Origin of the sequence: Nostoc sp. LEGE 12447 (genome assembly GCF_015206985.1) — a bacterium.
Classification (GTDB): domain Bacteria; phylum Cyanobacteriota; class Cyanobacteriia; order Cyanobacteriales; family Nostocaceae; genus Nostoc.
This window is the reverse complement of sequence record NZ_JADEXT010000008.1, coordinates 45,791-63,082: the sequence shown is the minus strand read 5'-3', so window position 1 is coordinate 63,082 and position 17,292 is coordinate 45,791. Positions and strand designations below refer to the sequence as shown.

The window sequence follows — 17,292 nt, the reverse complement described above, 5'->3', positions numbered from 1 at the left end:
TCTGTGAATATCGAACAATTGGTAGTTGATCTTAGTAAACAGGGTGTAAAGTTGTGGGTTGAAGGTGAGCAGTTGCGTGTTAATGCTCCAAAAGGGGTATTGACACTAGAAACTCGTGATTTATTAGCTAAAAATAAAGCAGAACTTATCTTCTTGCTGCACGAGAAAAATGCGGACAACGATACAGATTCACCCCTGATCAAAGCCGAGCGTCCTCAGAACTTACCTCTGTCTTTTGCCCAAGAACGACTCTGGTTATTAAACCAATTGGAACCAGATAACCCCTCCTATAACGAACAAGCCGCTCTAAAACTTCACGGTAAATTAAACGTCGTGGCGCTAGAGCAAAGCCTCAACAAAATTATCCATCGCCACGAAGCTTTACGTACTAACTTCCGCACTATCAACGAGCAGCCAGTCCAGGTAATTACTGACAGCTTAAACTTAAATGTGCCAATAGTAGACTTATCAGAATTACCTGAAAGTGAAAGAGAAATCGCTTGCCAACAATTAGCCACAACTGAAGCTAATCGACCCTTTGACCTTGCTAGTTCTCCTTTAATCCGAGCTTCTGTGGTTAAACTCACAGAGGTAGAATACGCTTTGGTACTAACAATACACCACATTGTAGTGGATGGTTGGTCAATAGGCGTATTGATGCGCGAGTTAGCAACCATTTACTCAGCCATCTGCAATAACTTGTCCCCAGAGCTACCTGAGCTACCAATTCAGTATGCCGACTTTGCTATTTGGCAACGGCAATGGTTGCAATCAGAAGTACTCCAAACACAGCTTGATTACTGGAAGCAACTCCTCAAAAACGCTCCTACCTTACTAGAATTACCCACAGACAGACCAAGACCAGCGATTCAAACTTTTCGGGGCGAAATTCAATATGGAGAATTTTCAGTTGAACTGAGTGAAGCGATCGCTAATTTCACTAGGCAAGAAGGAGCCACCCTATTCATGACGCTGTTTGCGGCATTTGTCACCTTGCTTTATCGCTATACAGACTCCGATGACATTGTAGTGGGTACGCCCATTGCTAACCGCGATCGCTTGGAACTTGAAGGGTTAATTGGTTTTTTTGTCAATACTTTAGTATTACGTACCGATTTGTCGGGCAACCCCAGTTTTCAGCAATTGCTAAGTAGAGTGCGCCAAATGACACTACAAGCTTATGCTCATCCAGACCTGCCTTTTGAGGAGTTGGTAAAAGCATTGCAGCCACAACGCGACCTCAGCCATACACCACTATTTCAGGTGATGTTTGTCCTCCAGAATGCGCCCATATCTGAGATAGAGCTTGCTGGCTTAACTATCAGTTCATTGCCAGCCCAAAGCGCAACTGCCAAGTTTGATTTAACTTTATCAATGCAGAATACTGCAACTGGATTGGTGAGTGTGTGGCAGTACAATGCTGACTTGTTTGATGCCAGCACAATCGAGCGGATGAGGGGGCATTTCCAAACATTACTCGAAGGAATTGTTGCTAATCCTCAAAAGCAGATTTCACAATTGCCTCTGCTAACAGAAATTGAGCAACAGCAGTTATTACTAAAGTGGAATGATACAGGGGTAGATTATCCCCAAGATAAATGCATTCATCAGTTATTTGAGGAGCAGGTTGAACGTACTCCCGATGCTGTAGCAGTGGTGTATGAAAATCAACATCTTACGTACCACGAATTAAACTGTCGCGCTAACCAGTTGGCGCACTACCTCAAGTCTTTAGGTGTAAAAGCCGATGTGCTAGTGGGTATTTGTGTCGAGCGTTCCTTAGAAATGGTGGTGGGACTGCTAGGGATTCTGAAGGCGGGTGGCGCTTATTTGCCACTTGCTTCAGACTATCCTACCGAGCGTTTGCGCTTGATGTTAGAAGATGCTCAAGTTTCAGTGTTGCTGACTCAGCAGAAACTCATTGACAGATTGCCTGAGCATACTGCACAACGTGTTTGTTTAGATGCTGACTGGCAGGTTATTTCTCAATGTAGTCAGGATAATTTAATACCTGAGACACAAGCAACTAATTTGGCTTATGTGATTTACACCTCCGGTTCTACAGGTCAACCCAAGGGAGTGCTGATTGCCCATAAAGGATTGCTAAATTTGGTGTTCTGGCATCAACGCACTTTTAAAATCACGACCTTAGACAAAGCTACTCAGCTAGCAGGAACAGCATTTGATGCTGCTGTATGGGAGTTGTGGCCTTACCTGACCGCAGGAGCAAGTATATATTTAGTCAAACCTGAAATTCTTTTATCCCCAGTGGATTTGCAAGATTGGTTGGAATCGAAAAAGATCACTATCAGTTTTCTGCCAACACCAATGGCAGAGCAATTATTGTCTCTGGAATGGCCAGAAAGTACAACTTTGCGAACTATGCTAACTGGGGGGGATAAGCTTCATCGATATCCATCAGGTTTACTCCCTTTCCAGGTAGTGAATAATTATGGCCCAACTGAAAATACTGTTGTCACAACTTCAGGACTAGTAGTTTCTAATGGGCGGGATAATAATATTTCACCACCCATCGGTCGCCCCATAGCCAATGTTGAAATCTATATATTGGACTCTTATTTACAGCCAGTACCTGTAGGTGTACCAGGAGAATTGCATATTGGTGGTGCAGGATTAGCAAAAGGCTACCTTAAACGTCCAGAGTTAACACAAGAAAAATTCATCCCCCACCCTTTTAGTGATGAACCACATTCCCGCCTTTACAAAACTGGGGATAAAGCACGCTATTTAAATGATGGCAATATAGAATACGTCGGACGTATTGACGACCAAGTAAAAATACGTGGTTTTCGCATTGAGTTGAGCGAAATTGAAGCAGTATTGAACCAACATAGCGATGTGCAGGCAGCTTGTGTTATTGCTCGTCAAGATAATCCTGGTGATAAACGTTTAGTCGCCTACGTGGTAGCACATCAGGACTGTAAACCCGCAATCAGCGAACTACGGCAATTCCTCAAAGCAAAGCTGCCAGAGTACATGGTGCCGAGCGCTTTTGTCATCTTGGAATCCTTACCCCTAACTCCCAACGGCAAAGTAGACCGCCGCGCCCTACCAAAACCAGACTTAGACACCACACTGCTTGAAAAATATATTGCCCCGCGCACACCCATTGAGGAAATGCTGGCACTCCTTTGGGCACAAGTGCTGAAACTAGAGCTTGTAGGCATACATGATAACTTCTTTGAACTTGGAGGGCACTCACTACTAGCAACGCAACTAGTTTCACGTATCCGCAACATTTTCAAAGTGGAACTACCATTGCGTGAATTGTTTGCCTCAGCAACAGTTGTCGAATTGGCGCAATCGATTGGGCGATTGCAGCAACAGGACTTAGAACTTTCTACACCATTCATTGCACAAAGGGCAGAGAATGCTCAATTACTACTGTCTTATGCTCAACAGCGTCTTTGGTTTTTAGACCAGTTCGAGCCGAACAGTGCCTTATACAACATCCCCTTAGCTTTACGTCTAGTCGGAACTCTTAATCAAGTTGCTTTAGAACAAAGCTTGCATGAAATTATTGCTCGCCACGAAGCCTTACGCACCAATTTTGTAACCGTTAATGGAAAACCTTCTCAAATTATTCAAACACAAACGAATTGGAAAGTTTCAGTTGTTGGCTTAAAGCATTTATCAACAACTGAACAAGAAATCGCTACACAGCAATTAGCGCAACAACAAGCGATTCAGCCTTTTGATCTGGCAAATCAAGCATTAGTTAGGGCGACATTAGTAGTCCTGTCCGAGACAGAACACATCTTGTTAGTGTGTATGCACCATATTGTCTCTGATGGCTGGTCAATGGGTGTGTTTCTTCAAGAACTAGCAGCACTGTACAACGCTTATTCTCAAGCTCAACCGTCACCTTTAGCACCACTACCGATTCAGTATGCAGATTTTGCACTGTGGCAAAGGCAATGGTTGCAAGGAGGCGTACTGCAAAGCCAACTGAGTTACTGGCAACAGCAACTCAAAGATGCACCAGCCTTGTTGTCTCTACCCACAGACCGACCAAGACCTGCTGTGCAAACTTTCGCTGGCGCACATCAAGAGTTTGCACTCTCACAGAAGCTTACTCAAGGATTGATACAACTAAGTCAAAAGCAAGGAGTAACCTTGTTTATGACACTGTTGGCAGCTTATGATACCCTGCTTTACCGCTACACAGGTACAGAAGACATTTTGGTGGGATCTCCCATTGCTAACCGCGATCGCAGTGAGATAGAAGGGTTAATTGGCTTTTTTGTCAACACCTTAGTTATGCGTACTAACTTGGCAGGTAATCCGAGCTTTAGTGAATTACTAGGTCGCATTCGAGAAACGGCAATGGAGGCATACACTTATCAGAATTTGCCTTTTGAAATGCTGGTGGAAGCATTGCAACCACAAAGAGACCTCAGTCATACACCATTGTTCCAAGTGATGTTTGCACTTCAGAATGTGCCTTTGTCTGGAGTAGAGTTGGCTGGGTTAAGTGTCACTCCATTGATGCCAGAAAGCAGAACTGCCAAGTTTGATTTAAATTTATTCATGCAGAATACTGCTACTGGACTAGTGGGTGTATGGGAATATAACACTGACTTATTTGATGCCAGCACAATTGAGCGGATGACGGGCCATTTTGTGACATTGCTTGAGGGAATTATTGCTAACCCAGAACAGCAAATCTCACAATTGCCCCTGCTGACACAAATTGAGCAGCATCAATTATTAGTGGAGTGGAACGATACAGGAGTAGATTATCCACAAGATTTGTGCATCTATCAGTTATTTGAAGAGCAAGTTCAGCGCACCCCCGATGCTGTAGCGGTTATATTTGAAAACCAACAACTTACTTACTACCAATTAAACTGTCGCGCTAACCAGTTGGCAAATTACTTGCAGTCTTTGGGAGTGTCCGCAGATGTGCTGGTGGGTATTTGTGTGGAGCGCTCCATAGAAATGGTTGTGGGATTACTGGGCATCCTCAAGGCGGGTGGGGCTTATGTGCCACTTGACCCAGACTATCCCCAACAACGTTTGAGTTTCATATTAGATGATGCGGCGCTGCCAGTGTTGTTAACTCAGCAATCATTATTGGAATCTTTGCCAGAGCATACCGCACAGGTAGTATGTTTGGATAGCGATCGCCAACTCATTGAGCAACACAGTCGAGAAAATCCACTTACTGGCAGCAAACCAGAAAACTTGGCTTATGTAATTTATACTTCAGGTTCTACAGGCAAACCAAAAGGAGTTCAAGTTAGCCACAACTGTGTAGTCAACTTTTTAGCTTCCATGAGTCATTGTCCAGGATTAACTGACTCTGATACTTTCTGTGCCGTTACTACCATATCCTTTGACATTGCGGCTTTGGAACTATATCTGCCACTCATAGTAGGAGCAAAGGTAGTAGTAGTTAGGCGTGAAGTCGCCAGTGATGGCGCTAGGCTGTTACTAGAATTACAGCACTCAAGCACAACGGTGATGCAAGCGACTCCAGCGACTTGGCAAATGCTGGTAGCTTCCGGCTTATCTACTCAACGGTTGGGAATGAAACTCTTGTGTGGAGGAGAAGCCTTACCACCTCAATTAGCCCATCAATTACTAGAAACTGGTGCTCAGGTATGGAATCTCTATGGGCCGACAGAAACAACAATCTGGTCGAGTATTTGCCAACTTAGGAATGAGTCAACGCAACTAGAAACTAGAAGTGCGATCGCCTCTGGCGCTGCGCTCCGCGCAATCGCACCTATTGGTCGTCCCATAGCCAACACTCAATTTTACATTTTAGATTCACACTTACAACCAGTTCCTGTAGGCGTAGCCGGAGAATTGCATATCGGTGGTTTAGGTTTAGCAAAAGGCTACCTTAACCGCCCCCAATTGACACAAGAGAAATTTATCTCTAACCCCTTCAAAAGAAGCAGAGGAGCAGGGGAGCAGAGGAGCAGAGGGGAAACCTTTAATTCTGATCGCCTCTACAAAACAGGGGATTTAGCCCGCTATTTACCAGATGGCACAATTGAATACCTGGGACGAATTGACAATCAAGTAAAAATACGTGGTTTCCGCATTGAGTTGGGAGAAATAGAAGCAGTCCTGAGCCAACATGAGGATGTGCAAGTATCTTGTGTTATTGCTCGTCAAGATAATCCTGGTGATAAACGTTTAGTCGCCTACGTGGTAGTACATCAGGACTGTAAACCCGCAATCAGCGAACTACGGCAATTCCTCAAAACAAAGCTGCCAGAGTACATGGTGCCAAGTGCTTTTGTAATCTTAGAATCCTTACCCCTGACTCCTAACGGCAAAGTTGACCGCCGCGCTTTACCAAAACCAGACTTAGACACCACACTGCTAGAAAAATATGTCGCCCCGCGCACACCCATTGAGGAGATGCTGGCACTCCTTTGGGCACAAGTGCTGAAACTAGAGCTTGTAGGCATATATGATAACTTCTTTGAACTTGGAGGGCACTCACTACTAGCAACGCAACTGGTTTCACGTATCCGCACCTGGTTCAAAGTGGAACTACCATTGCGTGAATTGTTTACCTCAGCAACAGTTTTTGAATTGGCGCGTTCGATTGAGCAATTGCAGCAACAAGACCTAGAATTGGTTTCTCCACCCATCTTACCAAGGGCAGAGAATGCAGAATTACCACTTTCTTATGCTCAACAGCGTCTGTGGTTTTTAGACCAGTTCGAGCCGAACAATGCCATATACAACATTCCTATGGCTTTGCGTCTAGTCGGAACACTTAATCAAGTTGCCTTAGAACAAAGCTTGTATGAAATTATTAATCGCCATGAAGCTTTACGCACCAATTTTGTAACCGTTAATGGAAAACCTTCTCAAATTATTCAAACACAAACGAATTGGACAGTTTCAGTTGTTGGCTTGAAGCATTTATCAACAACTGAACAAGAAATCGCTATGCAGCAATTAGCGCGACAACAAGCTATTGAGCCTTTTGACTTGGCAAATCAAGAATTAGTTAGGACGACATTACTAGTGCTGTCCGAGACAGAACACATATTGTTAGTGTGTATGCACCATATTGTCTCTGATGGCTGGTCAATGGGTGTGTTTATTCAAGAACTAGCAGCACTGTACAACGCTTATTCTCAAGCTCAACCGTCACCTTTAGTACCACTGCCGATTCAGTATGCAGATTTTGCACTGTGGCAAAGACAATGGTTGCAAGGAGACGTACTGCAAAGCCAACTGAGTTACTGGCAACAGCAACTCAAAGATGCACCAGCCTTGTTGTGCCTACCCACAGACCGACCCAGAGGATCTGTGCAGACTTTCGCTGGTGGACATCAAGAGTTTGCACTCTCAGTTGAGTTAAGCAATAAGCTGACAAAACTGAGCCAGGAGCAAGGTTGTACTCTCTTTATGACGTTGTTGGCAGCGTTTGATACGCTACTTTACCGCTACACAGGTACGGAAGATATTTTGGTGGGTTCGCCAATTGCTAACCGCGATCGCAGTGAAATAGAAGGGTTAATTGGCTTTTTTGTCAACACCTTAGTTATGCGTACTAACTTGGCAGGTAATCCGAGCTTTAGTGAATTACTGGGTCGCGTTCGAGAAATGGCAATGGAGGCATACACTTATCAGAATTTGCCTTTTGAAATGCTGGTGGAAGCATTGCAACCACACAGAGACCTCAGTCATACACCATTGTTCCAAGTGATGTTTGCCCTCCAGAATGTGCCTTTGTCTGAAGTAGAGTTGCCTGGATTGAGTGTCACTCCATTGATGGCAGAAAGCATAACTGCCAAGTTTGATCTTACCTTACTAATGCAGAACACTGGTAATGGACTGGTGGGTGTATGGGAATATAACACTGACTTATTTGATGCCAGCACAATTGAGCGGATGAGTGGGCATTTTGTGACATTGCTCGAAGGAATTGTTGCTAACCCAGAACAGCAAATCTCACAATTGCCCCTGCTGACAGAAGTCGAACAGCATCAATTATTAGTGGAATGGAACGATACTCAGGCAGATTATCCCCTTGATAAGTGCATCCATCAGTTGTTTGAGGAGCAGGTTGATAGCACACCCGATGCAGTAGCAGTTATATTTGAAAATCAACAACTCACTTACCAGCAGTTGAATAGTCGCGCTAACCAGTTGGCGCACTACCTCAAGTCTTTGGGAGTATCCGCAGACGTGCTTGTGGGTATTTGTGTGGAACGCTCAATAGAAATGGTGGTGGGATTGTTAGGCATTCTTAAGGCGGGTGGGGCTTATGTGCCAATTGACCCGAACTACCCACAAGAGCGGATTCGTTTCATACTGCAAGATTGTGGGGCAAAGGTTTTGCTCACCCATAGTCAACTTAAATTGGGGGCTGGGGATTGGGGATCAGGGACTGGGAATAAAGAAACTTTTCCGCAATCCCCTTCGATACTGTATTTAGATCGCGATAACTTTGCCAACCAATCTACAGAGAACCCCAGTCGGCAAAGTCAACCTGATGATTTAGCTTATGTAATCTACACATCAGGCTCTACAGGGAAACCCAAAGGGGTACAACTACCGCACCGAGGTTTAAGTAATTATTTACATTGGGCTAAAGACTACTACGCAGTAGCACAAGGACAAGGTACACCTGTGCAGTCTTCTCTTAGCTTTGATGCAACCATTACATCACTCTACCTGCCGCTAATTTGTGGGCGTACCACCATCTTGGTAAGAGAAAAACAAGAATTGCAGCTTCTAGCAGACATTGTTAAACAAAACAATCATCTATCCCTGGTCAAAATCACACCTTCCCATCTGGAAATACTCAATCAGCAAATTGAGCCTGATACCATGCCGAATCGGGTCAATGCCTTTGTTTTAGGCGGTGAGGCATTACACGCTAACCAAATAATTCCCTGGTTGACTCATGCTCCTGATACCCGCTTGATTAACGAATATGGGCCGACAGAAGCGGTTGTCGGGTGTTGTGTCTACGAAGCAACTGGAAAAAGGGATCTGGCGAGTGATTTATTAATCGGACAGCCAATTGCCAATGTACGTATTTACATTTTAGACAACCAAAACCAACTCCTACCTGTCGGCATTCCTGGGGAACTTTGTATTGCAGGTGCTGGTTTAGCCCGTGGCTATCTCAACCGTCCCGAACTCACAGCTGAAAAATTCATCGAACTCGATTTATTTGGTAAAAAAGAACGAATCTACAAAACTGGCGATTTAGCCAGATGGTTGCCTGATGGTAATCTTGAATACCTGGGACGCATTGACAACCAAATAAAAATTCGCGGTTTCCGCATCGAGTTGGGAGAAATTGAGGCATTACTCAACCAACATGATGATGTGCAGGCATCTGTAGTCACTGCCCGTGAAGATACCCCAGGTGATAAACGCTTAGTTGCCTACGTGGTTCTGCATCAGCACTGTACACCTACAATCAATGAACTACGGCAATTTCTGAAAGCAAAGCTACCAGACTACATGGTGCCAAACGCTTTTGTGATGTTGGAATCAATGCCACTCACTCCCAACGGCAAAGTAGACCGTCGCGCCCTACCTGCACCAGATTTACATAGTGAAGGCACAGAAAAATATGTAGCCCCGCGCACTCCGATTGAAGAAATACTGGCACAAATTTGGTCACAAGTGCTGAAAGTAGAGCAAGTAGGCATACACGATAACTTCTTTGAACTTGGGGGACACTCGCTACTAGCAACACAAGTACTTTCACGCATCCGCGATCGCTTTAAAGTCCAACTCCCTTTACACGAATTGTTTAATGCCCCGACCATCGTTGAATTAGCGCCATTAATCGGCAAGTTACAGCAACAAAACTTAGACCTAACTGTTCCACGCATTCTACCAAGGAGCAAAAGATGATGACTGAAGAATTACCCCTATCTTATGCTCAACAGCGTTTGTGGTTTTTAGACCAGTTAGAGCCGAACAGTGCTATATACAACATCCCTTTAGCTTTGCGTCTAGTGGGAAATCTCAATCGGGCTGCCTTAGAACAAAGCTTTCAAGAAATTATCGATCGCCATGAAGCGTTACGCACTAATTTCATTACGGTTGATGGAAAACCTTCTCAAATCATTCAAACACAAATTAATTGGACAGTTTCAGTTGTTGAGTGCGAATATCTGCCACCAAGCGAACAAGAAATCGCTACACAGCAATTAGCGCAACAACAAGCGATTCAGCCTTTTGACTTGGCAGAGGGAGCATTAATCAGGGCGACATTAATTGTGCTGTCTAAGACAGAACACATATTGTTACTGTGTATGCACCATATTGTCTCTGATGCCTGGTCATTGGGTGTATTTGTCCAAGAACTAGCAGCACTATACAATGCTTATTCTCAAGGTGAGCCGTCACCTTTAACACCACTACCGATTCAGTACGTAGATTTTGGCATTTGGCAAAGAGAGTGGTTGCAAGGGGAGGTACTACAAAATCAAATCTCGTACTGGCAACAACAACTAAAAGATGCACCAGCCTTGTTGTCCCTACCTACAGACCGACCAAGACCTGCTGTACAGACTTTCGCTGGCGCAATTCAAGAGTTTGCCCTCTCAGTTGAGTTAAGTAATCAGCTGACACAACTGAGCCAGAAACAAGGGGTGACTTTGTTCATGACGTTATTGGCAGCCTTTGATACCCTACTTTACCGCTACACAGGACAATTAGACATTTTGGTAGGGTCTGCGATCGCAAACCGCGAACACAGTGAAATTGAAGGGTTAATTGGCTTTTTTGTCAATACTTTAGTATTGCGTACTGACTTATCAGGCAACCCCAGTTTTAGCGAATTACTTTCTCGCGTTCGGCAAGTAGCTTTAGGAGCATACTCTCATCAAGAGTTGCCATTTGAAATGCTAGTTGAGGCATTACAACCAGAACGGGATCTCAGCCATCCGCCACTATTCCAGGTGATGTTTGTCCTTCAGAATACGCCCATGTCTGGAGTAGAACTTGCTGGCTTAACTATCAGTTCATTGAGCGCCCACAGCACAATTGCTAAGTTTGATTTAACTTTATCAATGCACAACTCAGCTGCTGGACTAGTGGGGATATGGGAATATAACACTGACTTATTTGATGCCAGCACAATTGAGCGGATGAGTGGGCATTTTGTGACATTGCTCTCAGGTATTATTGCTAACCCAGAGGAACGGATTTCGCAATTGCCTTTGCTGTCACAGACAGAGCAACAGCAGTTATTAGTTGAATGGAACGATACTCAAGCAGATTATCCTGTTGATAAGTGTATTCATCAGTTGTTTGAGGAGCAGGTAGAGCTTACACCTGATGCTATAGCTGTAGTATTTGAAAATCAACAACTGACTTACCGCCAATTGAATTGTTGCGCTAATCATTTAGCTCATTACTTGCAGTCTTTGGGTATAAAACCAGATACGCTGGTGGGTATTTGTGTGGAACGCTCAATAGATATGGTCGTGGGACTGTTAGGGATTCTCAAGGCAGGCGGAGCATACCTACCACTTGATCCAGAGTATCCTACTGAGCGTTTGGCTTTCATGTTAGAAGATGCTCAAGTTTCTATACTGTTGACTCAACAGCGACTTATTGACAGACTTCCTGAGCATCAAGCAAAACTTATCTGTTTAGATGAAGCTTGGGAACAAATTCCCCAAAAGAATCAAGATAATCCAACAACTGAAGTCAAAGCTTTTCATCTAGCTAATCTGATTTACACTTCTGGTTCAACAGGTAAACCTAAAGGTGTCATGGTTGAGCATAAGGGATTATGTAACTTAGCTCAAGCTCAGATTCAAACTTTTGGCTTGACTTCGGATAGTCGCGTTCTCCAGTTTGCCTCCTTCAGTTTTGATGCTTCCATCTCAGAAATTTTGATGGCTTTGGGTTCAGGTGCAACGCTGTATCTGGGAACAAAAGACTCTCTACTACCAGGGAAGCCATTAATTGAGCAATTGAGCGATCGCAGCATTACCCATATCACCCTACCACCATCGGCGTTAGCAGTTATGCCTGGGTCGGAACTGTTGGCACTGCAAACAATAATTGTAGCGGGAGAAGCAAGTTCATCTGAATTAATCAGACAATGGTCTGCTGGCAGAAACTTCTTCAATGCCTACGGACCAACAGAAGCTAGTGTCTGTGCCACAATCGCAAAATGCACTGAAGATGACAATAAAATATCTATTGGTAAGGCGATCGCCAACCTCCAAGTTTATATTTTAGATGAATATCTGCAACCAGTACCGATTGGTGTACCAGGTGAATTGCATATTGGTGGTTTGGGGTTGGCACGAGGCTACCTTAATCGTCCAGAGTTGACAAAAGAAAAATTTATTCCCAACCCTTTTAAGGGAGCAGGAGAGCAGGGGGGCAGAGGAGCAGAAATTCTTCCTAATTCCCAATCCCCAGTCCCCAGTCCCCGACTTTATAAAACCGGAGATTTAGCACGCTATTTACCAGATGGAAACATTGAATACCTGGGACGCATCGACAATCAGGTAAAAATCCGCGGCTTCCGTATCGAGTTAGGAGAAATTGAAGAATTACTGAACCAACATAGCGATGTGCAGACAGCTTGTGTTATTGCTCGTCAAGATAATCCTGGTGATAAACGCTTAGTCGCCTACGTGGTAGGACATAAACAGCATCCACCTACAATCAGCCAGTTGCGATCGTTTCTTTCTAGTCAACTGCCACAATATATGATACCTCATGCTTTTGTGATGCTAGAGTCTTTACCTCTGACTCCCAACGGCAAGGTAGACCGTCGCGCATTGAGAGCGCCAGACTCTCGTGAGGGACTGGAAATAAGTTTTGTCGCCCCGCGCACTCCGATTGAAGAAATGCTGACGCAAATTTGGACACAAGCGCTGAAAGTAGACCAAGTAGGCATATATGATAACTTCTTTGAACTTGGGGGACACTCACTACTAGCAACGCAACTAGTTTCACGTATCCGCAACATTTTCAAAGTGGAACTACCATTGCGTGAGTTCTTTGCCAGAAAAACAGTTGCCGAATTGGCGCGTTCGATTGAGCAATTGCAGCAACAAGACTTAGAATTGGTTTCTCCACCCATCTTACCAAGGGTAAAGAATGCAGAATTACCACTGTCTTATGCTCAACAGCGTCTTTGGTTTTTAGACCAGTTCGAGCCGAACAGCGCCATATACAACATTCCTATGGCTTTGCATCTAGTCGGAACTCTTAATCAAGTTGCCTTAGAACAAAGCTTGTATGAAATCATTAATCGCCACGAAGCCTTACGCACCAACTTTGTGATAGTTGATGGCAAACCTTCTCAACTTATTCAAACACAAACGAATTGGACAGTTTCAGTTGTTGACTTGAAGCATTTATCAACAACTGAACAAGAAATTGCTACACAGCAATTAGCGCAACAACAAGCTAATCAACCGTTTGACTTAGCAAACCAAGCATTAGTTAGGGCAACATTAATTGTGCTGTCCGAGACAGAACACGTTTTGAGTGTATGTATGCACCATATTGTCTCTGATGCCTGGTCAATGGGTGTGTTTATCCAAGAACTAGCAGCACTATACAACGCTTACTCTCAAGGTGAGCCGTCGCCTTTAACACCACTGTCGATTCAGTACGCAGATTTTGCTATCTGGCAAAGAAATTGGTTGCAAGGCTTGGTACTGCAAACTCAACTAAGTTACTGGCAACAACAACTAAAAGCTGCACCAGCCTTGTTGTCCCTACCAACAGACCGACCCAGAGGATCTGTGCAGACTTTCGCTGGTGGACATCAAGAGTTTGCACTCTCAGTTGAGTTAAGCAATAAGCTGACAAAACTGAGCCAGGAGCAAGGTTGTACTCTCTTTATGACGTTGTTGGCAGCGTTTGACACCCTGCTTTACCGCTACACAGGTACGGAAGATATTTTGGTGGGTTCGCCAATTGCAAACCGTAATCGTAATGAAATTGAAGGGTTAATTGGCTTTTTTGTCAATACTTTAGTGTTACGTGCTGACTTATCAGGCGATCGCAGCTTTAACGAATTACTTGGTCGCGTTCGATTGATGGCAATGGATGCTTATGCTCATCAAGACTTACCTTTTGAAATGCTGGTAGAAGTATTGCAGCCAGATCGGGATCTCAGTCATACACCACTTTTCCAAGTCATGTTTACCCTCCAGAATGTGCCTATGTCTGAGATAGAGCTTGCTGATTTAACTATCAGTTCTTTGCCAGTAGAAAGCGCAACTGCCAAGTTTGATTTGTTTTTATCAATACAAAACACTGGTAATGGACTGGCGGGTGTATGGGAATATAACACTGACTTATTTGATGCCAGCACAATTGAACGGATGACTGGACATTTTGTGACATTGCTCTCTGGAATTGTTGCTAACCCAGAGGAGCGGATTTCACAATTGCCTCTGCTATCACAGACAGAGCAACAGCAGTTATTAGTTGAATGGAACAATACTCTGACGGATTATCCCCGTGATCAATCTATCCATCAGTTGTTTGAGGAACAAGTAGAGCGTACACCCAATGCAGTGGCGGTGGAGTTTGTAGACGAGCGCAGCGAGGCTTCTCGGAGAGTAAATCAACAACTCACTTACCAGCAGTTAAACTGCCGTGCTAACCAGTTGGCGCACTACCTGAAGTCTTTAGGAGTAACCGCAGATGTGCTAGTAGGCATTTGTGTAGAGCGATCGCTACAGATGGTAGTAGGACTACTTGGCATTCTCAAAGCTGGTGGAGCTTATGTGCCACTCGATCCAAACTACCCTCAAGAGCGTTTGGCTTTCATGTTAGAAGATGCTCAAGTTTCAGTGTTGCTAACCCAACATTCACTCCTCGACAGATTACCTCAGCATCAAGCAAGCCAAGTCTTTTTGGATACTGACTGGCAGATGATTTCTCAGTTGAGTCAGGACAATCTTATCTCTGGTGTACAAACTAATAACTTAGCTTATGTAATTTATACCTCTGGTTCTACAGGTAAGCCTAAAGGTGTAGCCTTGAATCAGCTTGCTCTTTGCAATCTGATTCTGTGGCAACTGCAAAATAATACAATTTCCACTGGAGCAAAAACGCTGCAATTTGCTCCTATTAGCTTTGATGTCTCCTTCCAAGAAATGTTTTCTACCTGGTTTTCGGGAGGCACATTGTTCTTAATTACGGAGGAATTGCGCCGAGATACCTCAGCTTTGTTAGGTTTTCTCCAAGAAAAAGCTGTTGAGAGACTGTTTGTTCCCTTTGTTGCCTTACAGCAACTAGCTGAAGTCGCTGTTGGTAGTGAATTAGTTAATAGTCATCTGCGGGAAATCATTACTGCTGGGGAACAGTTGCAGATGACTCCGGCGATTTCTCAATGGTTAAGCAAATTAAATGATTGTACTTTGCACAATCATTACGGGCCATCGGAGAGCCATGTAATCATCACTTTTACTCTGAATAACTCAGTAAAGGCTTGGCCGCTACTGCCTCCGATTGGTCGTCCCATTGCTAACACGCAAATTTACATCCTGGATAAGTACCTACAGCCTGTACCCGTGGGTGTAGCAGGAGAATTGCACATTGGTGGTGTCTCTTTGGCGCGAGGCTATCTCAACCGGCCAGAGTTAACACAAGAGAGATTTATCTCCAATCCCTTCAAAAGAAGCAGAGGAGCAGGGGAGCAGGGGAGCAGAGGGGAAACCTTTAATTCTGATCGCCTCTACAAAACAGGGGATTTAGCCCGCTATTTACCAGATGGCAACATCGAATACCTGGGGCGCATTGACAATCAGGTTAAGGTGCGAGGTTTCCGCATTGAATTAGGAGAAGTTGAAGCAGTACTGAGCCAGCATGGAGATGTGGAGGGATGTTGTATCATTGCCCGCGAAGATACTCCGGGTGATAAACGCCTAGTTGCCTACGTGGTAGCACATCAGAACTGTACACCCACAATCAATGAACTGCGGCAATTCCTGAAAGCAAAGCTACCAGACTACATGGTGCCAAGCGCTTTTGTAATGTTGGAATCAATGCCACTAACTCCTAGCGGCAAAGTAGACCGCCGTGCATTGCCTGCACCAGATTTACACAGCAGTAATTCAGACAAATATGTTGCTCCACGCAACCAAGTAGAACTGGAACTAACGCAAATCTGGTCAAGAATTTTGAAAGTTGACAAAGTGGGAGTAAAAGATAACTTTTTTGACCTCGGTGGTCACTCTCTTTTAACTCCTTACTTAATGGCTCAAATTAAACAGCAGTTTGGTAAAGATATTGCGATCGCCAGCCTTTACCAAAATCCGACTATTGAACAATTGGCAACTATTGTACCATTCGATTCAGATTCTAAGAGTGGATCTCCCTTGGTAATACTTCAGCCGCACGGTTCTAAGCCACCTTTGTTTTGTCTTCCAGGGGCTGCGGGCTATCCCTTTTACTTGTATGATTTAGCCCGTTGTCTGGGTTCAGACCAACCATTTTACAGTTTCCAAGCAATTGCTCCTGGTGAAGGAGAAGAACTAATTACCCAAGTTGAGGATGTAGCCGCCCGTTATATTCAAGAACTCTTAGTTGTTCAACCAAAGGGGCCGTATTTTTTAGCAGGGCATTCTTTTGGCGGTAAATTAGCCTTTGAAATGGCGCAGCAGTTACTTCGTAAAGGTCATAAGGTTGCTTTAGTTGCCATTCTTGATACTACAGCACCATTTCATCAGAAAAATCCATCAGCTTTTGATTTGGATAACACTAAATGGTTGGCTGAATTAGCAGACACAATCGAAGTTGTTTACGGCAAAAACATGGATTGTTCTGTCGAGACTCTTCAATCTATGGTTTGGGAAGATCAGTTGAAATACGTTCTAGAAAGGTTAAAAAATGCTGATATCTTACCTCCTGATGATGAAATTACGCAGCTTAATAATATGGTGCAACTGCTCAAAGCTAACGCTGTAGTTAATTATGTACCACAAGAGATTTATCCAACCAAAATTACTCTCTTACGCGCCAAGGAGAATGTCGTCAAGGTTGATGAATCTAATAGTGAAGTACTTTCTGAGATTTTGCAGGATTTGCACTGGGGCTGGAGCAAATTTTCTGCCGAACCAGTGAATGTCCATTTTGTCCCAGGTAATCATGTGACGATGATGAATCTGCCCAACGTTCAGGTATTAGCAGAACAGTTGAAAGCTTGCATTGAGCAAGCGCAAGAAGTTATAGGTGATGAATATAAACCTGATTTTGATAATCAGATTCGGCCTATCAAGTTCTTATCTAACCCGCATCCTGTAGATATTAAGTGAGTTCATTTGAGTTAAAATT

The 17,292-nt window shown here is 44.0% G+C and carries 2 protein-coding genes; both read left to right on the top strand.

What is annotated here, in order from left to right:
* The first annotated feature begins 3 nt into the window (after positions 1-3).
* Positions 4-9,876: a non-ribosomal peptide synthetase gene (locus IQ274_RS11630; RefSeq protein ID WP_194142362.1), complete on the top strand. Its 9,873-nt coding sequence runs from the start codon at positions 4-6 to the stop codon at positions 9,874-9,876.
* Positions 9,873-17,273 carry a non-ribosomal peptide synthetase gene (locus IQ274_RS11625; protein ID WP_194142361.1) on the top strand — a complete coding sequence of 2,467 codons (7,401 nt, stop codon included), beginning with the start codon at positions 9,873-9,875 and terminating at the stop codon, positions 17,271-17,273. The genes IQ274_RS11630 and IQ274_RS11625 overlap by 4 nt, the downstream gene beginning before the upstream one ends.
* The last annotated feature ends 19 nt before the right edge of the window (positions 17,274-17,292 follow it).

Bases quoted from the DNA above. Each gene is read 5' to 3' on its own strand.
- IQ274_RS11625 (WP_194142361.1), top strand. From the start codon at position 9,873: ATGATGACTGAAGAATTACCCCTATCTTATGCTCAACAGCGTTTGTGG.